At 33.3% G+C, this 22,833-nt stretch carries 16 protein-coding genes; 8 read left to right on the forward strand and 8 right to left on the reverse strand.

Translation table 11 applies throughout. The features are described from left to right. The first annotated feature begins 833 nt into the window (after positions 1-833). A complete protein-coding gene (locus OM075_RS08465; RefSeq protein ID WP_301190062.1) occupies positions 834-3,428 on the forward strand; it encodes an alpha-L-rhamnosidase-related protein in 2,595 nt (864 codons plus the stop codon). Between the two features lie 70 nt (positions 3,429-3,498). Here OM075_RS08465 and OM075_RS08470 read toward each other — a convergent pair whose 3' ends face one another. Further along, on the reverse strand, positions 3,499-4,683 hold the full coding sequence (locus tag OM075_RS08470; protein ID WP_301190063.1) for a BamA/TamA family outer membrane protein: 1,185 nt from the start codon (positions 4,681-4,683) through the stop codon (positions 3,499-3,501). 146 nt (positions 4,684-4,829) lie between these two features. Between OM075_RS08470 and OM075_RS08475 the strand changes: the two genes are divergently transcribed. The 6 genes from OM075_RS08475 to OM075_RS08500 all read left to right on the forward strand — a co-directional run bounded on the left by OM075_RS08475 (position 4,830) and on the right by OM075_RS08500 (position 13,440). Continuing rightward, positions 4,830-5,207 carry a PAS domain-containing protein gene (locus tag OM075_RS08475; protein WP_301190064.1) on the forward strand — a complete coding sequence of 126 codons (378 nt, stop codon included), beginning with the start codon at positions 4,830-4,832 and terminating at the stop codon, positions 5,205-5,207. A 394-nt stretch (positions 5,208-5,601) separates the two neighbouring features. Then, positions 5,602-7,188, forward strand: a complete 1,587-nt coding sequence (locus OM075_RS08480; RefSeq protein ID WP_301190065.1) for an alkaline phosphatase — start codon at positions 5,602-5,604, stop codon at positions 7,186-7,188. Positions 7,189-7,338: 150 nt separating this feature from the next. Further along, positions 7,339-8,481 (forward strand): YibE/F family protein, encoded by a 1,143-nt coding sequence (locus tag OM075_RS08485; RefSeq protein WP_301190066.1) that lies wholly within the window; start codon positions 7,339-7,341, stop codon positions 8,479-8,481. A 209-nt stretch (positions 8,482-8,690) separates the two neighbouring features. Next, complete coding sequence (locus tag OM075_RS08490) at positions 8,691-9,893, forward strand: dipeptidase (RefSeq protein ID WP_301190067.1); 1,203 nt, start codon at positions 8,691-8,693, stop codon at positions 9,891-9,893. A gap of 288 nt (positions 9,894-10,181) precedes the next feature. Further along, positions 10,182-11,087, forward strand: coding sequence for a helix-turn-helix domain-containing protein (locus OM075_RS08495; protein ID WP_301190068.1), 906 nt, complete (start codon positions 10,182-10,184; stop codon positions 11,085-11,087). A 109-nt stretch (positions 11,088-11,196) separates the two neighbouring features. Then, on the forward strand, positions 11,197-13,440 hold the full coding sequence (locus OM075_RS08500) for a T9SS type A sorting domain-containing protein (RefSeq protein WP_301190069.1): 2,244 nt from the start codon (positions 11,197-11,199) through the stop codon (positions 13,438-13,440). A gap of 101 nt (positions 13,441-13,541) precedes the next feature. Here the strand turns inward: OM075_RS08500 and OM075_RS08505 are convergent, their stop codons facing one another. Further along, positions 13,542-15,251 (reverse strand): M56 family metallopeptidase, encoded by a 1,710-nt coding sequence (locus tag OM075_RS08505; RefSeq protein WP_301190070.1) that lies wholly within the window; start codon positions 15,249-15,251, stop codon positions 13,542-13,544. After that, positions 15,244-15,618 (reverse strand): BlaI/MecI/CopY family transcriptional regulator, encoded by a 375-nt coding sequence (locus OM075_RS08510; protein ID WP_301190071.1) that lies wholly within the window; start codon positions 15,616-15,618, stop codon positions 15,244-15,246. The genes OM075_RS08505 and OM075_RS08510 overlap by 8 nt, the downstream gene beginning before the upstream one ends. A 201-nt stretch (positions 15,619-15,819) precedes the next feature. Between OM075_RS08510 and OM075_RS08515 the strand changes: the two genes are divergently transcribed. Beyond that, entirely contained in the window at positions 15,820-17,766 is a 1,947-nt protein-coding gene (locus OM075_RS08515) for a tetratricopeptide repeat protein (RefSeq protein ID WP_301190072.1), read from the forward strand. Between the two features lie 85 nt (positions 17,767-17,851). On the opposite strand, the gene OM075_RS08520 is transcribed toward OM075_RS08515, so the two are convergent. The 5 genes from OM075_RS08520 to OM075_RS08540 all read right to left on the reverse strand — a co-directional run bounded on the left by OM075_RS08520 (position 17,852) and on the right by OM075_RS08540 (position 22,819). Beyond that, positions 17,852-18,613 (reverse strand): exodeoxyribonuclease III, encoded by a 762-nt coding sequence (locus OM075_RS08520; RefSeq protein WP_301190073.1) that lies wholly within the window; start codon positions 18,611-18,613, stop codon positions 17,852-17,854. Positions 18,614-18,905: 292 nt separating this feature from the next. After that, positions 18,906-20,354: a TrkH family potassium uptake protein gene (locus tag OM075_RS08525; protein ID WP_301190074.1), complete on the reverse strand. Its 1,449-nt coding sequence runs from the start codon at positions 20,352-20,354 to the stop codon at positions 18,906-18,908. An 11-nt stretch (positions 20,355-20,365) separates the two neighbouring features. Next, entirely contained in the window at positions 20,366-21,742 is a 1,377-nt protein-coding gene (nhaD, locus tag OM075_RS08530; protein WP_301190075.1) for a sodium:proton antiporter NhaD, read from the reverse strand. Positions 21,743-21,831: 89 nt separating this feature from the next. Beyond that, positions 21,832-22,086 (reverse strand): hypothetical protein, encoded by a 255-nt coding sequence (locus OM075_RS08535; RefSeq protein WP_301190076.1) that lies wholly within the window; start codon positions 22,084-22,086, stop codon positions 21,832-21,834. A 295-nt stretch (positions 22,087-22,381) separates the two neighbouring features. Next, a complete protein-coding gene (locus OM075_RS08540) occupies positions 22,382-22,819 on the reverse strand; it encodes a VOC family protein (protein WP_301190077.1) in 438 nt (145 codons plus the stop codon). Positions 22,820-22,833: the final 14 nt, after the last annotated feature.

Raw genomic sequence — 22,833 nt, forward strand, 5'->3', positions numbered from 1 at the left:
AAACCATCGTTTTTGGCCAAAAGTGGAATCCAAAACCCCCATTTTTAGCAAAAAATGGAATTCTGAGGCATTATGGGGGGTAAATCAAATCAAAACTTCAGACACCCAAAATTATATATCACTATCACACAAATACTTACAACCATAAAAAGTAACAGTAAAATTACTGTTATTTTTTCGATGAATATTTCAATATACTTTAGTACTACAAGCTGAGATCAAAGCGCTATTTGCGCTAAACACTTTGCTCTTGGCTCTAAAGTCGGCCGATACATGTTTAACCCGAGTTCTGTTATAACCTGATCAGTGATAGCAGGGCATACAAAAAAACAAAGTCATGAAAATTTATACAAAAGGAATCAACGAACCATCAACATAAAAAAAAGTAAACACTGTCGGGAGTCAAAATAAATCAGGATATTTTATAAAACTTCGATTATTTAGTTCTTTGACAAAGTTACTTTTAAAATCTACTAAGGCTTTAAATTCTTATTTCACTATGGATAGCTATGATAAAAGATGCTTTTCAGTATACAAATAACCTATCGCAAACAGGTAATATTCTGCCAACATCCCATTAATACTTCTATATTTTTCTCCCTTACAACTTCTTATATTACACTGGTATTCTTTTTCTTACCCCCTAAACCTTCAATATATTTTTTGTATTTTTAGTTATTCAGTAATGTTTTTAATTGCTTTGAATTACAAAATGACACTAACCATTAACATTTCGATAAAAGTATTTTTAATAATTCAATTAAACATTTCATGTTATGAGGATCACCCCTTTTATTTTCATTTTAATGATACTATACAGTTGTAATAATCCCATGAACATTCATCATGTAAATAAAAACTTTACGGTATATAACAATAAAGTAGTACAAGGCGATTTTATTGCTGAAGTACATCCTGATGGTTCCATGACCAGTAATTATATGAGCCCGGTTAACATTCCTCAAAAAAGGACAATCGAATTAAAGTTTAGCATCAACCAAAAGGATAATGAACTACCGTTTGCTACAAATCATCAAATTGTTGTTAAACCTGAAAATGGGATTTATAATACGCCTATCATTGAATTTGGAAATCAGCATATTGATGAACAAGCTGGTATTGATGAAACTTTAGAATCAAATATAACATTAAATGTAAAACTTGATCTGCGAAAAGTATTTAAAGCCTTTGATGAAAAAGGTTATTATGAAGATATTAACCACGACAAAATAACTCAAAAAGATTTTAAAGGGGTTTTTATGGCAGGGAATATTGCACCCCTTAATTTTGATTTTGAAAACCTTGGAGAAAATGTTCAACTTAAGGATGAAGATGGAGATCATATTTATGAGTTATCAATAAACATAAATACTTTTGACGAAAACAAATTTGTAAAGCCTGAGTGGAAACTAACAAAAGATATCAGTCAGTATCCTCAACTTAAAACGGATAACGAATTGATACAGGCTTTATATAATATGGCCCTGGAGGAAACTAAATTATTGAGCGAAGATGATGGAACTTTTAGAACCGGTGCGAAATGGGCTGGCGTTTGGACCAGAGATGTTAGTTATGCTACCGTTTTAGGTTTAGGAATTGCAGATACACAAAGAGCGAGACATTCTTTACTCAAAAAAATAAAGCGGGATAGAATTATTCAGGATACCGGTTCGGGTGGTGCATGGCCAGTATCTTCAGACAGAACAACATGGGCATTAGCAGCATGGGAAATCTATCTAATTTCAGGAGATGAGTTATGGCTTGATTACTGCTACAAAGTCATTAAAAATACGGTTGAAGATGATAGGATTATTGTATTTGACAACAATTCGCATCTATATAAAGGAGAATCCTCCTTTCTGGATTGGAGAATACAGACTTATCCAAGATGGATGGATAATACTGATATCTATTCTTCACTAAACCTTGGAACCAACCTGGTACATTATCAAACGCTGAGAATATTAAGTCAGATGGCCAAGCTATTAAACCAGAAAGAAGATATAAGCAAGTATTCGAACTGGGCCAATGAACTTAAAACTGCCATAAATACCAATCTTTGGAATCAGGAAAAAGGATATTACAATCAATATATCTATGGTAGAAACTACAAATTCAGTTCACCAAAATCAGAATCTCTGGGTGAGGCTTTTTCTGTTTTATATGATGTTGCCGATGAAAAATCAAATACCGTTATTGAAAACACACCAACTCTAACATGGGGAATTCCATGTGTATATCCACAAATACCAGGTATTCAACCCTATCACAACAATGGAATATGGCCTTTTGTACAAACCTTCTGGAATTTAGCTGTATCTAAAGCAGGGAATAACAATGCCTTAGAACAGGGCATCAGTTCTTTTTACAGAGCCGCAGCAATGTTTTTAACCAACAAAGAAAATATGGTTGCTGATAATGGAGATTTTATGACTGCATTAAATTCTGACAGACAACTATGGAGTGTTGCAGGGAACCTGGGGCATATTTACAAGATTTTCTTTGGAATGAACTTTAAGCCAGATCACAAATTGTATTTTAACCCCGTAATTCCGAATTCATACCAATGCAAAATGGAGTTAAGCAACCTAAAAATAAGAGATAAGGAATTTACGATAAAAGTGAATGGTTACGGAAATAAAATACAGTCATTTACTGTTAATGGAGAAAAACAAACAGAACATTCTGTAAGTCTGCTTGGAGAAGGTAAAGTTATTATTGAAATAGAGATGGCTAATAATGATTTTTATGGTAGTACAAATGTGGTTGCTAATAAATTCCATATTGCAACACCACAAGCCGCCATCAAAAACCAGGAGCTGTTGTGGGATTCTGTTCAGAATGCAGTAAAATACGAAGTATACAAAAATGGCAAACTACTTACCACCACTACTGATGTAACCAAAATAAACCTGGATGAAACCAATGGAGAATATACAATTCGTGCCATTGATATTGTTGGAGATCCTTCATTTATTAGCGAACCAATTTATTACAAACCACAATCAGGAGGATATCTGTCTTTTAATAAATACAAATGCAACAAAACGGTTTCTATTGCAGGTGCTCCTGCCGGTATGATTGAATTATCAAAACAAAAGAATCTTGATGTTGAATGGAATATCAATATTCCTGAAGAAGGAACTTATATACTATTCTTTGAATACACAAACGGAAGTGGACCATGGAATACGGATAACAAATGTGCCAACAGAACTTTGTGGATAAATGATCAAAAGACAGCTCCTGTAATTATGCCACAGAGAGGAACAAATGAATGGGCCAACCTGGGAGAAACAAATCGTATAAAAACCCAGTTACCAAAAGGAACACATCATTTTAAACTGACTTTTGAGCCAGAAAATGAAAATATGAATGTTGATACAAATAGCGCTTTACTTGGCAAAATGAAATTAATTAAACTTTAAATCAATTCAACAAATTCAATCGGATAGAACAACCATTTCTATCCGGTTGTTTTTATGATACCCTTAAATATTAAAAGGCTTCACTAAAAGCAACGTAAAAACCTCTTCTATCTTTAGCTACTCCATAATCCAACCTTAAATTCATACGTGGTTGTATTTCAATCCTCAAACCGGCACCTAAATTAGGTAAGAAATCTTCAATCTCTTCATAGCTACTGGCTACAGAACCAAAACCAGCCCAGGCAGCAAAACCCACATGTTTTAAATACCTTCGTATGGATGGCATCCTCATCCCTGAAAACATATGACGATATTCAGATATCCCGAATAAAGCAACTTTATCTCTGAATCGCCCCCACTGATACCCTCTTAAATCAAACTGAGTTCCCAACTGAGGTAAATCCATCCATGGAATTTCGCCATCAGAATACTGTGTTTTAAACTGAAAAGCCCATACCTTTCTGTCTCCAAGGTTCAGGTATTTACGTGTATCAAGGGTAGCTTTTAAAAACTCGTTGCTATCCCCTATCTTTAAAAAGTTATTGTATTTTAAAAACGATATACTAAAATAATAACCTTTATATGGATTCTGAACATTATCCCTCTTATCTAAATCCAAAGCCAGACCTAATCCAAAATTCGTGGCACTTTTGCCATATTTTTGAACATAAATATCCGACTTCATGTACTCATTTAATTCCGTTGCCTTGGTACTGTTAAAATCATAGGTTACTCCAACAAACAGACTTTTATTGATACGATGAACAACTTTTCCTTCTGCAGAAAACCATTGGCGGTGATATCTTGTGGTTTCATCTGGTGTAGATGTTCTGTTTCCGGCATCATAACCTACCCCCCAGTAATTATCCGGCATATCCCTGTAAAACAGCATGGTCAACAACCTCATCTTATCTGTTTTACCATATATATAAGGGAAAGCAGCTATAGAAACAGATTCGTTTGTACTGTATCCTACCGAAAACGGAATACTTGAGCGATCAACAAAAGGATTATCTTTTTGAAGTTTAAAGGACATTAATGCACCTGCAGAAAACAACAATTCCAATTCAGGAGTGTATGTTGGAGCTACATATGGTGTAAACATCAAATTCTTTTCTGTTGACCTTGAGTGATACAACGAATCCAATTGATCTGATGTTTTATCTGTAGGATCTCCAACCTTAGGAACCTGAGCTCTAACAACTACAATAAAAAAACAGAAAAGGAATACTATTCCTCCCTTATACTTATACATTTCCTCCCTTTTATAACCGCTGCAAATATACAATTATTGAGCATTTCATAAGAACATGTTTATCACAAATTTACGAGAAAAAACAATTGATATTGACAAACTATTTTCATAAATTTAAAAGACTGATACAAAATGACATATATAAAATGACAACAAATATCGCCCTAACAAATATTTCCTTTAACTTTTTAAGAGGTTCTCATCAATTCTTAGAATTGATACTGGATAATATCAATAGTTCTGTTTTGCTCTTAAACAACAGAATGGAACTAATCTCATTTAATAACGCTTTCTTAGCTATGTTTCCGAAAAATAAGGACAAAGATCTTATTTATATCAGGTGCGGAGAAGCGATTGGCTGTGCCTATCAGGTAGAAGAACAAAAAGATTGTGGAAAAACCAGTAAATGCAGGAATTGCGAATTAAGATTAAGTGCCATTTCAACCTATTTAAACAATACCACCACTTTTAGAAAAAAATCACCCGCCCATTTTATGTTGAGCGTAACAAAAAGGTGGACATGAACATTCAATACACTACAAAATATTTTGCCTTTGAAAACGAAAAGTATGTATTGATGATTATTGAAAGCATCGATTAATAGCAATTCTTACTCTCGACTTACATTACCTACTTAATTTATTGTTAATTAGAGCAATTAACTACTAAATTGTAACATTACGCTTAACTTCTTCAATATAAGGCGTATTTAATTTAAGCGAACATAAAATACAATTTATACGCCTATTTGCAACACCCTAACGTTAATATATTGTTGATTTTTATTCAATTAGCTAAAGAACTTGATTTTAATAAAAATAACGTTTTAAATAAACTTAACACTAATAGTTGACTTTTGCACTGTTTACTTAACTCAAACATTACTTAGAAAATAACAACCTAAATTATTTAAACAGAATGAAAAAATTCAATTATTTAAACAAGTTAGCTTTTGCCTTTTTTACAATAGCTAGTCTTTCTTTAACTTTTACCTCGTGTAATGATGATGATGACACGATTGATTCAAGTAAAAAATCAGCTACCGGCATACTTGAAGAGTACAATACACCAAAGTATGTATTTCTATTTATTGGAGACGGTATGGCTAACGTGCAAATTAATGCAGCTGAAGCAGCCTTAAACAGTTCTGGCTTTCTAAAATCAGTTGGTATAGGAACATTGAATATGCAGCAATTTAATGTAACAGGCATGCAAACTACACATGCTAAGGACCGTTATATTACTGACTCGGCTGCTGCAGCAACAGCATTAGCAACTGGAGAAAAAACAACTTGCGGTACCATTTCTCAAAACGGAGAGCATTCTGAAGAAATAAAAACCATGGCAGAAATGGCCAAAGCAAAAGGAATGAAAGTTGGTATTGTTTCAAGTGTAAGTATCGACCATGCAACACCTGCCTGTTTCTATTCTCACGCAGAAACACGTAATTACTACAATTATATTGCAAGCCAAATGGCTACTAGTAATTTCGATTATTTTGGAGGAGGATATGCTAAAGGCAATTTTACTAAATACAGAGACGCATCGAGAGTACCTGCAGATTTTACTCCGGTTGATATTGATCAGGCCATGATAAATGCAGGATACACTATAGCTACCAACAAAACAGAACTTAACGCTATTGCAAATGGAACAAAGTGTTGGGCTTATTCAGATCAATATGATGGTTCTGCAGCGCTTCCTTATGAAGTTGACCGTACTTCTGATGACCTTTCCTTAGCCGATTTTACTGAAAAAGGCATTGAACTATTAGATAATAAAAATGGATTTTTCATGATGGTTGAAGGTGGAAAAATAGACTGGGCTTGTCATGCTAACGATGCTGTTGCATCAACATTTGATGTTGTTGCCTTTGATGATGCAGTAGGGAAAGCCATTGATTTTTACAACGAGCACCCGGATTCAACCTTAATTATTGTAACTGGTGATCATGAAACCGGAGGATTAACTTTAGGTTATGCAGGAACTGCCTACGAAACCGCCTTTACATTTTTAAACTACCAAAAAATATCCTATGATGAATATTATAATAATGTAGTAAAATCCTGGGATCCTGCCACAATTACATTTAATGAAGCATTAGCATCAGCTAAAGAATATTTTGGATTAGGAGATGAAACTAAAACTGAATCAAGCGAACAAGGACTTGACTTTTCTCTTGAGTTATCTGATTATGAAACAGAGAGACTTCAAACAGCTTTCGATTTAACTATTGGCATCATGGATGGTTCTGTTAATTTTAAAGAAGAATGTGCAGGATATGATTCTGATATTTTTGGAGGAAGCAGTTACGATCCTTTTACCGTAACAGTAACTCATATTTTAAATGAAAAAGCAGGTATTGATTGGACAACATATTCACACACTGCAGTTCCTGTTCCTGTTTTAGCCCTGGGTCAGGGAGAATATAAGTTTACTGGATACTATGACAACACTGATGTTGCGAAAAAAATAATAGAAATAGCCGCATTGAATGCTGAATAATCTGTTTTCACTAACTAATTAAAAGGTCTGCATTTTTTAATGCAGGCCTTTTATTCAATAAAAGTCACTCAGTCATAACCCTTAACAAAACATGTGAATAACTAAATATACATTACAATTGAGGTAAATCGACCAATTATTAAATATGTCATGCTAAAAACACACAAAAGGAAAATTAATATTGCTTTCACTATAACTATCTCCATCTTAACCATTATCTTAATTTACTTACCTACAGGACATGAAAATCCTCGTTTGTTAAAAAACACAGATCATGTTAAAGCCCAAGTTATTGCGGTAAACAATGACGATCTGGATCAACACGGAATTGTTACTGTGGGAACCCAAGATCTTAACTTAAAACTATTATCTGGTAACTTTAAAGGTGATACCGTAATAGCACACAATATTCTTATTGGACAAAAAAAATTAGACAAGATTTTTAAACCTGGTAATAAAGTATTAACTGTTTTAAAGTTTAACAAAAGTGGTTCAAAGATTATTGAGGCAAGAGCCGATGATTTTTACAGAATACAAATAGAATGGATATTATTAGGTTTATTTGCATTGTTTCTGGTTTGCTTTGCCGGAATAACCGGGTTTAAGGCTTTATTATCATTTATTTTTACTGCGCTGGCCTTTTGGAAAATTCTACTACCATTATTTCTGAAGGGATATTCCCCAATCATTGTTTCATTTGGAATTATAGTTTTGTGTACAACTGTAATTATTATTTTAATAAACGGTTTCTCAAGAAAAGGATGGGTAGCTTTATTAGGAGCCATAAGCGGAGTTGGAATCACAACTAGTATGGCATTATTATTTGCACATTTCTTTAAAGTCTCCGGTACAGTAAAAGAGTTTTCTGAAACACTACTTTATACAGGTTATACACACCTTGACCTAACTGCTATATTTATATCTTGTATTTTTATTGCCGCTGCTGGTGCTGTTATGGATGTAGCTATGGATATTGCTGCTGCACAACACGAAGTACTTGAACATAATCCATCCATAAAAAAGAAAGAACTCATGAAATCTGGATTTAACGTAGCCTATCCTGTAATTGGAACAATGACAACGACACTCCTATTTGCATATTCCGGAAGTTTTATGTTTGTTTTCATGGTATTTATGGCTAAGGGCACTCCGTTAATATCTATTTGTAATACAAATTATATTGCTGCTGAAATACTACACACTTTGGTTGGTAGTTTCGGCTTAGTGTTAGTAGCTCCCATTACAGCAATATTAGGCGGCTTAATTTACCCTATAAAAGATCAGAATAAATAAAACAACCTTTGCTATTGATGTGAAAAACTAAAAAGCAATGGTGAAGCAATATTATAGTGCATAGACATAAGTTTGAGATATTTTTGTTGATCCACAAATTTTAACTAGGGGTGCAGGGTTATTTTTAATCATTTTAAACACATCTATAATAAATATCAGGCATTAAAATATAAAATATCACTATTTTGCACATCTAATACTCAAACAATATGGCATTTTTAAAATTTTCAGCAATCATTATTGCTTTTTCAGTACTTTTTCCAAAGAACTTCTCACTTTCTGATGCAAAACGCGTTCATAATTCCATTACAACTATTGATACGCATTGTGACACACCTATGAAATTTGTGAACAATGGCTTTGACATCAGTGTATCTCACGAGGCACCTGAGAGCCGGGTTGATATACCCAGAATGGAGGAAGGTGGTTTAGATGCCATCTTTTTTGCCATCTTCACCAGTCAGAAGCCAAGAAATACCGAAACTTACAAAGAAACTTATGATTTAGCCAATCAAATGATTGATTCAACAATAGTAAGTTTAGAACACAATAAAAGCACTACTGGTCTGGCCACCTCAGTAAAAGATTTACAAAAACTTGAGGCTGAAAATAAGAGAGCCATCTTTTTAGGTATGGAAAACGGCTTTCCTATTGCCAAGGACATTAACAGAGTAAAAGAATTTTACGATAAAGGTGTTCGCTATTTAACGCTATGTCATTCTTCAAACAATGATATTTGCGATTCATCAACAGACCCAAAGGGAGCTGAGCATCATGGCGTTAGTAAATTTGGGAAAGAGGTGATAAAAGAAATGAATAAACTGGGTATGATTATCGATGTTTCGCATATTTCAGACACAGCTTTTTACGATGTAATGAAATACAGTAAAGCTCCGGTAGTTGCATCGCATTCAAGCGTGCGTTCGGTTTGTGATCATCCAAGAAACATGAGTGATGATATGATTAAATTGTTAGCTAAAAACGATGGAGTGATTCAAATTTGCATACTTGGAGATTATATAAAATCACCTGATACCACAAGTGTTCATTACACCAAAATGCAGGAACTGAAGAAAAAGTATAACAACTGGCAATATAAAAACGACGATGAAAGAAAGCAAGCCTGGGCTGAATGGGATGCCATAAACAAGAATTACCCTCAAGTATTGCCAACCATTGCCGATGCTGTTGACCATATTGATTATGTAGTAAAGTTAGTTGGGATTGATCATGTTGGAATTGGTTCTGACTTTGATGGTGGTGGTGGATTAGCAGACTGCACAAACGTTGCAGACTTTCCTAAAATAACTCTGGAACTACTAAGAAGAGGTTATTCTGAGGATGATATTGCAAAAATTTGGGGAGGAAATTTCTTACGTGTATTTAAAGCTGTTGAAAAGTTAAAAGCTTAGCAAAGAAACCCTATTCATTTCATTTTAAAAACATTAATCATTTACATCCAGAATCACAACCTCATATTAAATCAAAATATAGCTATAAAAACGTTTAAGTACTCAGTTTTATGCTTTAAAAACCAGAACAAAACATTACTCTTTTTGTTAATAAATCGTAGTTACCCAAAAGAGATTAATAACTTTTATAGCTATATTTAACACCCTCCGTAATTATAATGATTGGCTACAAGTTTTAAATAATAAATTTTGTTAGCTACAAATGTTAATGTTATTATAATTATAAATATGGGAAGTGAAATTCTACATTACCGTTCGGTTGAACACTTTTTTCAATTACTGAATTTAGATAGCCCCAGGTTAGATGGCTTTGGCATTATTTCATTAGCTGATTTAGATGTACCCGGAAACATCATAAACCAGAAAGTAACCTGTGAGTTTTATTGTGTAATGTGCAACAGCACTGATAAACACCTGATATATGGAACCTCAAACTATGAGCAAAAAAATGGCCTTTTAAGCTTTGTTGCTCCCAACCAGTTAATTATTGGAACTGAAGGCTCAAACTCAAAAGACGGGTGGATTCTGGTATTCTCACCAAAATTTATTAAAAATTCGCATTTCATTAAAGATAGCAGCCTTCACCACTTATTTTCTTATGATATTAACGAGGCTTTAAATGCAAACAATGAAGAATTAGAGGTGATTAATCAGGGTATTAAAAGAATGCAATCAGAAATAATGCGTAATGATGAGTACAGTCAAAACATTATATCAACAGAAATTTTTTTACTACTACAAAACTGCTTAAGAGCTTTTAACCGACAGTTCAATATAAAAAATAGCTCCGATACAAATTTATTGGCTAAAGTGGATTACTTTCTTGAAACCTATTATGAGCAAAATCGAAATCTGAACGATGGACTTCCTAATCTTCAGTATTTGGCAGATCAGTTTTGTCTTACGCCTAAATATTTAAGCAAAACTTTGAAATCAAATACTGGCATAAAAACAACAGATTATATCAATTCATTTATTATTAACAAAGCAAAGAGTACGCTTCTTGTTAGTAATAAAACCATACAGGAAATTGCTTTTGATTTAGGTTTTTCACAACCCCATTACTTTACTCAGCTTTTTAAAAAATTTACTGGGGAAACACCCCTTGAGTACAGAAAGGAAAAATTAAATTAATATTAAAAGATACCTTTGTCTTTTTTGTTAGCCAAAGCGACTTTTCTGATAAAATCCCGAAAAGTAAGTGTATTTCTTTGTCATATAGAAAATTTATTAAACTATTATTATGAAGAAAACACTTTACCTTTTATTATTTTTATGCATTGCAAATTTTGCAAAAAGTCAAAGCATTATTTATGTTGATCAAAATGCAACCGGAAATTCAGATGGTTCCAGTTGGGCAAATGCTTTTACAACCATATCTGATGGATTGGCTCTTGCCACAACAAACGATGAAGTATGGGTAGCCAAAGGAACCTATACGCCGAGCGTGGCTGCAACATATACTGTTCCCCTGGTATTAATTAATGAGGGAGTAAAATTAATTGGTGGCTTTGATGGTACTGAAACTACTATTTCAGACAGGGATATAACTAAAATCCATACAGATAATGCAACCATTATTACTGGCGACTACAATGGTGATGATATTTCCGGAGATCTGTCAACAAACAAAAATGATAATGCTCCTAACCTTATCCGACTAAGCGCTAATAATACTACCATTGATGGTGTTATTTTACAAAATGCCTACACACCAGGACACAATCCAGTTATTGTTCCAGGCACTAACAAATACGATTTTACCATAGCCAATACTATTATTAAAGATAATTTCGCAGAAGGAATATTTTTTGACTGGCGTGTATTTTCAGGTGATTTAATCATTAAAAACACAAGTATTATTAACAATAAAGCTAATAACGGCATAATGTTAATACAACTTAGCAATGATAATGGAAACAACCTGAACAGTTATTTGGTTAATGTTCTGTTTGCTAACAATAATTACCATTCCGATTGGGGTGCCATTTGGTTTCGCAAAGTATCTGGATCATCTTACACTGGTAACCATACTCTTACTAACTGTACATTTGTTAACAATGTAAATGTACATTACCAACCATACCGCCAACTTATCAATGTAAGTGGTGACGGTAATAATAACATCAATATTTACAATTCAGTATTCTGGGATAACAAATATCAAACAACCAATATTGCAGACTATGATATTTTTAATACTAAAATATCAGAAGGTGATACACACAATGTTACCATTAAAAATTCCATCATCAAACTACCTGCAGAAATTGACAGGGTTACTGATGGCACAATAGTAACTGAAGACCTGAGTACAACAAATCCTAATTTAGATTCAGATTACCTGCCTACAGCTACATCTAGTGCAGTAATAGATCAAGGTGATAACACTTTTTACTCCAGCACTTATCCAACGACCGATTTAGCTGGTAATAACAGAATTGATAATACCACAATTGATTTAGGTGCCTACGAATATTCTGCTGGTTGTTCTGACATCATTACTATTCCGGACAATAATTTTGAAACAGCATTATTAAATCACGACCCGGTTATTGACACTAATGGAGACGATTTAATTTGCAGAGATGAAGCAGAAGCGTTTACAGGAATGCTTAATTTATATAATAAAAACATAAGTGACTTAACAGGGATTGAAGCATTTACTAATATTACGAGATTGTTGTTAACGAACAACGCACTAACCACAGTCAATTTAAGCCAAAACACTGCTCTTACATACCTATGGGTCAAAAACAATAATTTATCGAGTATAGATATTTCTCAAAACACAGCTTTAGAATATTTTTCCTGTGAAGAAAATCAGATTTCAACCTTAGATCTAAGTGCAAATAATCAAATAATCCATTTATCTTGCTTTGATAATCAGCTGACAAGTTTGGATGTTAGTAATCTAAGTTCATTAACAAGATTGCTTTGTTACGATAATGAATTAACAAGCCTGAATGTGTCATCCAACACAAACCTAATGGAATTATATGTTTCCGAAAACTATTTAACAAGTCTCGATTTATCTTCAAATTCTAATTTTAAAAGTTTAGAATGTAATGATAATCATCTAACTACCTTAGACTTATCTAATGGCAACAATAGTAATATGATTCAGGTTTGGGCCTACAACAATCCGGACTTAACATGTATTAAGATTGACGCTGGCTTTACACCTTCTGCATCATGGCAAAAAGATGCAACTGCAAATTGGAACGAGAACTGTGGTACTGCAACCGATGTTGAGGATCATTTTTCTGAAGGCGTACAAATTTATCCTAACCCTGCAAGTGAGTATATTTTAATACAATCGCAAGATGAAATACAAGAAGTAATCTTATACACTGTAGCCGGCTCTGAAGTTATGAGAACTACTGAAGACAAAATATCATTGACAGATTTACCCAATGGATTATATATCGTAAAAGTCATTAACATTAAAGAAGAAATTGCTGTTAAACGAATTTTCAAAAAATAGTTAAGTGTGAATAATGCTAGTTAATCAAATTAATTAACTACAACTAAGGCGATGTTCAAAGTCTGAACATCGCCTTTTTATTTTTTGAAATTACATTACTGCTACTCCAAATCAATGTTTTTAAAAGTTAATGTAATCGGGTATCGCTTTTTTATTTCCTTTTGCTCATCAAATGTCATATCATCATATTTCTTAGATTTAAAAAACGCAAATTCTCTACGTTGCTCAAAAATAGTTGACCAAACCGCATCAATAGCTTTCATATAATCGTTATAAAGCGTGCTATTATTGTACTTATACAACATCACATATTTTTCATGCGCCTTAATATAAGTACCTAATTCTCTTTTTACATGATCAATATTTCTTACATCTGCATCATTAATAGTAAACAAAAAATCAATTTTACTTTCATCAACTAACATAGCATCTTTAGGAGGAAGTAATGCAAATAATGCAACTTCTTTTCCGTTAAATTCATCACCCGCAGGATTTACAACATAACCTATCTTTAAAAGATCCGTATTCCGCAATGCACTCTTTACCTCATCAACAAGCTCCATTTTTACAGCTTTATCAATGATTAATAAAACAGTCATTTTATTCACTTTCTTTTGATCGGCTTTTGACTTAATTGAACTCAGAATTTTCTCTATTTGATTAAACTCTTTCTTTTCATCATTAATATAAAGCTGTTTACCTTCAATTTTTACTCTACAAAGAATAAAGTCTTCATCATAAGGCTTAACTTCCTTTGCAAATGGTAAATCAATTTTACCATTTGTGTTGGTTACTGCAGCTAAATCACCAATAATACTATCATTAACTTTTTCAGGAATCAAGGTTCCCTTTGTCATATTAACAAAAAATAAAAATGCAACAGCAAGTAACGGTAGTACTATAATAGCTTTCAATTTAGCTAAACGTCCTGATTTTATTTTATTCATCATGGCTATTCTTTTTTTAATCGATAATAAATTAAAGTTATTTACCAGCTCAACTGAGCGAATGCTGATTAACTGACTCAGTAAAAGAGACTGATAATCGAATAATTGATGTCCCTGCTCAAGTACATGCCTGTCGGCAATATACTCGTGACACGATTTAATCGATTTCTGTATGCGCCATGTTAGCGGATTAAACCACTGGAACGAAATAATAATTTGTGCCAGCAATAAATCTACTGTATGTTTCTGTTTTACATGAATCCTTTCATGCTCTAACACTTGTTTAAATTCACTATCTGTTAAGGCCTCTTTATTGATGAATATCCATCGTAAAAATGAAAAACTGGGAACTTCCTCTGTTAACAATACCAGAGTATAGCTACCGTATTTCTCTGTTTTATTTTTATGGACTAAGTGCGCTAATTGAAAAACATGAATAATTAAGCGCAATACAAAAAAGAGCAAGCCTGCTAAATAGATATAAAATAAGATTTTAATAAGATGTATAGAAGATTTTGCTTGTTGCTGCTGAAGATCTTTATTTTTCTTTGATGCAGCAAAAAATGAATTTGCTTTATGATCATTATGAGATACGGCATAATCCGGATCTGTTAATAAAATAAGCTCTTCATAATAGTTTCTGAACTGACTAACTTTAACTATTGTTTCTGAGATAACATTAGACTGTACTGAATTTACAGACACTGAACCCAATGGCATAATTAACGATAATACCATGGCTCCTACCAAATAAATTCGATTAAAGGTAAAGTAAGTTTCTTTACGAAAGAAAAACACATAACCTAAATAAAACAGGGTTAAACACAACCCCGATTCAAACAAATATATCAGAAACTTAGCCATTTTGCTGTTTTTTAAGTTCTTCTAACATCTTTATCGCTTCATTTACTTCATCAATTTTTAAGTTTTTATTTTCTGAGAAAAAATTAACTACCTGAGACAAGGAGTTATTAAAATATCCTTTTACCAAACTACCCAACTGACTCTTTCGATATTCATCTTTCGAAATCAAAGGATAGTATTCGTACGTTCCGCCATATTTATTAAACCCTACAATTTCTTTCTTCACCAAAACCCGCACTATAGTGGAAACACTATTATAAGGAGGTTTAGGATCTGGCATTTTTTCAATAATATCCTTTATAAATCCTTTTTTAAGCTCCCAAAGCAGCTTCATTATTTTTTCTTCAGCTTTTGTTAATGTTACCATCGTAATACTAAGTTAGTTAATCAGCAATTCAAACTTACAACTTATTTTTACGTTTGTCAACTTATTTTTAAGTTATTTAATTTAAAAATAAGTTTTGCGACTAAAACACTCATTGCTTTTATGATGATATTTTAACTTTTCTTATTATTTTTCAAATATTCTACTTTTATCTATCTTTATACCTTAAACCCAAATACATTAATGATGAAACTAACCCTAAAGCTATCCATTACTATTATTGCGCTATTTTTCCTAACGCCAATTTATTCTCAAACACCATTCGGTGCTCATATAGAAGCCACAAACCTTTATAATCAACACAAATACGCAGAGGCATTAACTCTATTTACAGAAAACATCAATAATGGACAAAAGGATTTTGATGGGTATTACAGAAGAAGTTATTGCAACTTTTACCTCGATAATTACCAGGCAGCCATTAACGATTTAGAATGTGCCTATGATTATGCTCCCAAAGATTATAATTACTATTACATGAAAGCCCAATCATATGATAAGCTTAAAAAGTTTGACTTAGCAGCATACTATCTTGACCTTGCAGTTAAAAGTCAACCTCAAAATATAAAATACCACAAGTACAGATCAGCCCTTAACATGGAATTGGGTAATTATAAAAAAGCCGAGTACGATCTAAACCTAATCATTAACAATAACCCTAAGGATTATAGCAGTTACTTTAACAGGGGATTAGCAAAATTTAATCAGAAACGAAAAACTGAAGCTTGCCTGGATTGGCAATATGCAAAAGAACACAGCGATGGCAGTAAAAGATTCTTTTTTTACAAATGTGCAGATGTTGATTTACGAAATAAAAAAATAACCCCAACAACAGAAAAGTCTGTAATTCCTCCACGCTTTAAAGCAAACGATGATACTGTATGCTGCGCTTATTTAAGTGATAAAATAAGCTATACAATTGACAATTACATTAATCATGCAGAAGGTAATGCCCTTGTAAAATTTACACTATCCAAACAAAAACAAATCACAAATATCGAGTGGCTATTATCAACAGACTCGATTCTAAATAATAAAATTACAGAGGCTATCATATCTTCTGAGCAATATTTTACAACATGTGCAATAAAAGATAATCACCCCGTTGATTACACCTATTACATACCTGTTTCATTTCAACTAAATAAAGTAAAAATATCTTCAGTTCAACTCATTGAGTCTCTGCAATTCTATTATAATAACAACGACCTTAATAAAGCCTATCAATTATCTAATAGGATCTTAGCGAGAAACCCATATTTAATTGAGGTAGCTGAAATACATACTGCAACAGCCTCAAAACTCAAATTAAAAAATAATTTCATCAACTTAAATGATATTTGCAAAACGGAAAGCAACGTAGAATTGGCAAAACATATTGTTGCTAAGCAAAATTTTAAATCCATTTATTTTAACGCTACATGGCAATTAACGAACAAGGAAAACTCTGATTTCTACAGAATATGCCAGTGGACTACCCCAAAAACATTCGATGATAAGAATTATGAAGGACCCATGAATCACACCTTTCTTGATATGCAGGGTAATTTTTACGACTATACCTCATCCAGAAAAATAATAACAAAAGGGTCATACAACAACAACAATAAACAAGGTCGCTTTGAATTCTTTTACGCAAATGGTAATCCTTCGTTAATGTTGAATTTTAACAAAAATGAAGTTTGTGATACTGCCATCTTTTATAGCGAAGAAGGATTTAATTACCAATCTATTCTTTGCAAAGATGGATACTTTAACGTAATTAAATATTACGATGAAAACGGAAATAATCTTTTAACAGATGGTAGTGGCTCCTGGGAATATACAAAAGAAGGTGTAGATAATCAGAAAACATTAAAAGTTGAAGGAAACCTTATTAATAATTTAAGAGATGGTAAATGGCGCTGTTATTACGGTGATGAGCTTTATATTGAAGAAAAATACGAATACGGATTATTTATTAGTGGTAAGTATTACGAATACGGGAAAAGTAAATCGGCTCCGATAAAACTTGAATCCTCAGCAATTCTATCATGGATTTTCATTCCATCTTTTATTATTGCAAGCGAAACACCCGTTATAAGTATTGAGTACAGAAGTGCATTTGAAGATGTAATATCTCAAAAATAACAACTCAAATCATAGATGAATCATCCCTGATAAAAGTAACAACCTGAATTCAATGTACAATTTTGAATTCAGGTTGTTGTTTTTTTTATATTTCAATACCCACTGGGCAATGATCTGAGCCCATAATATCATTCAAAATAAAGGCATCTTTAAGTGATGGAAGAAAAGATTCACTGGCTAAAAAATAATCGATTCTCCAGCCTACATTCTTACCCCTGGCTCCTGCTCTGTAACTCCACCATGAATAAGTATCTGCCTGGTCAGGGTAAAAATGTCGGAAAGTATCTTTCAGTCCTCCCTGAGTAAAACGGTCCATACCATCAATCTCTTCTTGCATAAAGCCGGCCGACTTGTTATAATTTGCCTTTGGTCGGGCCAAATCTATCGGTTTATGTGCCACATTAAAATCACCGCACGAAAGTACCGGCTTTTTATCTTCAAGTGATTTTAAATAGTCAAAAAAGGCCTTATCCCATTCCTGACGATATCCTAAACGCTTTAAATCACTACCTGAATTTGGCACATATACATTTACCAAATAAAACTGATCATACTCCAGTGTTAAAACCCTACCCTCATTATCGTGCTCTTCAATACCAATACCTTTTGTAACACTTATTGGTTCAACCTTACTTAAAACTGCAGTACCGGAATATCCTTTCTTTTCTGCTGAATTTGAATAAACAAAATACCCATCTACATCATTCAACACTTCTTCCACCTGATCGCACTGAGCCTTGGTTTCCTGCAAACAAAAGATATCTGCATCAATACTTTCAAAATCCTTAAAAAAATCTTTTTTAGCAACAGCCCTTAAGCCATTTACATTCCACGATATTAACTTCATGCTTATTTTAAAATTTTTCTTCTACTTGTTATATAAAAGTTGACAAGCTTCAACATTTATTGATAGGATGATAATCAAATCCTATACATTTTTAATTACACGCAATATAAAGAAAGTTTTAGATGTAACACAGTAAGCAAAATTTAGCTGGTCGTCATTATTTCATCCAAAACCTTATTGAAACAACTTAATTTTGGATGTTTTGTTTTAATACCAAAGTCTGAAAACAAAAAAACGGTTTATCATGCCTAAACAATCAAAACCGTCTTTTCCTCATTCTTTGTTAAATATCTTAATTATTCTTCCAGAATCCCGGAGCAAATAAAATCAATACGGAGAACAATTCTAAACGTCCCAGTAGCATTAAAACAGATAAAATCCATTTCCCTGCCTCAGGTATTGCATAGAAGTTATTCATTGGACCAACTACTCCCAATCCTGGACCAATACCACCCATTGAGGTAGCTACTGCTCCAAAAGCAGAATCCATATCTAAACCAACGATGGTCATTAACAAGGTTCCTACGCAAAAAATAGCCATATAAAGCACCAGGAATGCCAATACTTTATAAATCACTTCGTGCGAAACCATATTTTTACCAATCTTTAATGGAATAACCGCATTGGGATGACTCATTCTTTTAAATTCAATCTTGATATTTTTAACCAATATCATATGTCGGAACAACTTGATTCCTCCAGATGTACTTCCCACACAGGCTCCACTAAACATCAAACCAAAGATTACGAATGTAAGATATGGATGCCATGCTGTGTAATCGGCAGTAACAAATCCGGTACTCGTTATGGTACTTGTAACCTGAAACAACGCATCTCTGAATGATTTTTCGAATGTTTGATTGGTATGAAAAAACAAGGTTGTTCCGATACAAAGCGAAACCACTAGAATTACACTTAAAAACACCTTAAACTCGGCATTCTTGGTCAGCTTTTTCCAATTGCCTTTCCATACAAAAAAGAACAAGGCAAAGTTAGTACCGGCAAAAATCATAAACACAATAATTACATATTGTATATATGGTGAGTATTCAGCAATACTTGCATTCTTTGTTGAAAATCCTCCTGATGCAATTGTTCCAAAACTGTGACACAAGGCATCAAACAGAGGCATTCCTCCAAACATTAAAAAAGCAGTTTCTGAAAGTATTAACACTACATAAATACCCCACAAACTTTTTGCTGTTTTAGTAATTCGGGGATGAAGTTTATCATTTGTTACACCTGCTGCTTCGGCACTATAAAGCTGCATTCCACCAAATCCAAAAAATGGTAAAATAGCAACTGCCAGTACAATAATTCCCATACCTCCAATAAGGTGTGTGATACTACGCCAAAACAAAATTCCATGTGGTAAAGCTTCTATGTCATTAACTATAGAAGCTCCTGTAGTTGTGAATCCGGAAATTGTTTCAAAGAAAGCATCTGTAAAACCAGGAATTGTTCCACTAAATATATAAGGCAAACTACCAAATATTGACATGACCACCCAAACAAGAGTTACAATAATAAAACTCTCTCTTTTCAGCATGTCTTTTTCCACCTTTCTGTTTAATGCCCAACACAATCCACCTACAGAAAAGGTAATTGCAAAGGATATTAACAAAGCTTCAACATCAAAATCTCCATAAAACAGAGATACCCCCGCACTCAAGAGCATAAAAAGGCTTTCAAACACCAATATTAACCCCAGCGTATTTAAAATAAACTTCTTATTCAACATAAATTAATATGCTATATGATTATCGTTTGTAAATAAAAAATTGCAGCTCCTGCCAGATATCCTGCTAAAGCAATTAAACTTACTTTTTTCAGATACCACATAAAATCTATTTTTTCAAGTCCCATTGCAGCTACTCCTGCTGCAGAACCAATTATTAAAATACTACCTCCCGTACCTGCACAATAGGCTAAAAACGACCAGAAATTTCCATCCTGAACAAAGTTAGCCATATAACCTGCAGCTCCTGTTCCGGCAATGTGATACATTCCCATAGAAGCAGCGACCAAAGGTACGTTATCTACTATAGAGGATACAATACCAATGATAATATTTATCACATAAATATTTTTAACATGTTCATCAAGGAATGAAGCCATTAAATCGAGATGTCCTGCAGCCTGAAGTGCACCTACTGCACTTAAAATTCCTAAAAAGAACATTACCGTAGGAATATCTACTGATTTAATTACTGATGAAACATTTAAATGACGTTTATCTTCATGAGGTCTGTGACGTAAATATCTGTCGTTCATCACCCATAAAACGCCAAGACCCAACAACATGCCTAAATATGGTGGCAGGTGGGTAACAGTTTTAAACACCGGTACTGAAACCAAAGCCAGAATACCAATAATTAACATAAACATCCTTTCTGATGGAGTGGTAAAATCTACAGTCTCTTCATCTGGCAATACAGGTCGTAAAACTTGCCCCTTTGTAAGTAGCGAAAAAAGATAAGTAGCTACAATTACATTGACCAAACTAGGTAATATAACAGATGCAATAATATGACCAGCTGTTAACTGACTTCCGATCCACAACATAATAGTAGTAACATCACCAATTGGTGACCAGGCACCTCCTGCATTTGCAGAAACAACAACAACACTGGCAAAGATCCATCTGTTTTTTTGATCGGTTAACAACTTACGCAATACGGTAATGATAACAATGGTGGTAGTTAGGTTATCCAATATGGCCGACATAAAGAAGGTCAGCAAACTAATAATCCAAAGCAAACGGGTTGCACTTGAGCTATTAATTTTATTGGTGATGATTCTGAATCCCTGGTAACGGTCAACCAAATCAACAATAGTCATAGCACCCAATAAGAAAAATAAAATAGAGGATGTTTCCGCTAAATTATCCAATAAAGCATGATGGGTGATAAACTCTTTTGCTTCAGCCAGACTACCCAATTCTTCTAAGTATTTTGTCCAGGCAGAACTAAAGCCCAGATTCAGTATATCGGAACCTCCAAGGGCAAAAATGGCCCAAATGAGAGAACTCATCAATAGGGCTGTTGCTGCTTTATTAATATGGTTAACATGCTCAAACATGATAAAACCATATCCCACAACAAAAAGGATTAGCATTAAATAAAACATTGTGATACTTTTTTTAATATGTTAGTTATGTAAATAGAAAATTCTATTTTGCTTTACACATTTTAAGTATAAAGTCCGCAGATAGTAGTTTATACTAATGAAAAATATAACGGGGGAGAAACATCTGCTTCAAATAAAATAAAACTGCTAAAGTTTTTGTTGAATGGGGATTCAAAACCAAAATCAAAAGTGATAGTTGGCTCATTCTTACATAAATCAAAATCAGCACACAAATAATCATCTTCTTCTAAGTCGGCAACTATATGAAGAACTTTCGCACTACAATAAGCATGAGTACTTTGACGGCAAATTACCTGAACAACAGTTGTATTACACTCTAACACAATAAATATGTTCAGAAACAAAAAAGAAATAATAATGTAACCTAATCTGCCCATTTGAAATTTTGAATGCGCAAATGTACAGTTTATTATTATTCTGACAAGATTTAAGTGTAATTTTATATGTTTTAAAACACTATTTTAAAATTTTTCACAGTAATATCTTTGTTCAACCACTAACCATTAATCCAGTCAATCAAAACAACATCAATACCTTACAGAAAGTCAGTAAAATTAACAAATCGCAAACAAACATAATGGTATTTTGTTCGAAAGACTTGTAGACTGAAAGGTGATTCTACTTGGAATTCTCGATATCAAAACTAACCATCCAATTAATTCCAAACTGATCTGTAAGCATACCAAAATACGATCCCCAGAATGTAGTATCCATTGGCATTACCACTTCTCCATCAATCGATAGCATATCGAAATAGCGGTCGGCATCTTTTTTTGAATCCGCTTCTATTGAAATTGAAAAATTATTGCCCTGAACAAAATCATTTGACCATTCTCCTCCAACATCGCATCCCATCAAAACAGTTTCATCACTAATGGGTAGTGAAACATGCATAATTTTTTCAGCATCGCCCTCAGGTAATTTAGTTCCATTTTGAGGCGGCATATCCTTGAAACGGTTAATCATTGCAAATTCAACCTCAAATACATCTCTATAGTAATTGAAAGCATCCTCGCAATTACCATCAAAAGTCAAGTACACATTGATAACAGGCATAACACATCTTTTAG

Origin of the sequence: Plebeiibacterium sediminum, from assembly GCF_026013605.1 — a bacterium.
In the GTDB taxonomy this organism is placed as follows: Bacteria; Bacteroidota; Bacteroidia; order Bacteroidales; family Marinilabiliaceae; genus Saccharicrinis; species Saccharicrinis sediminus.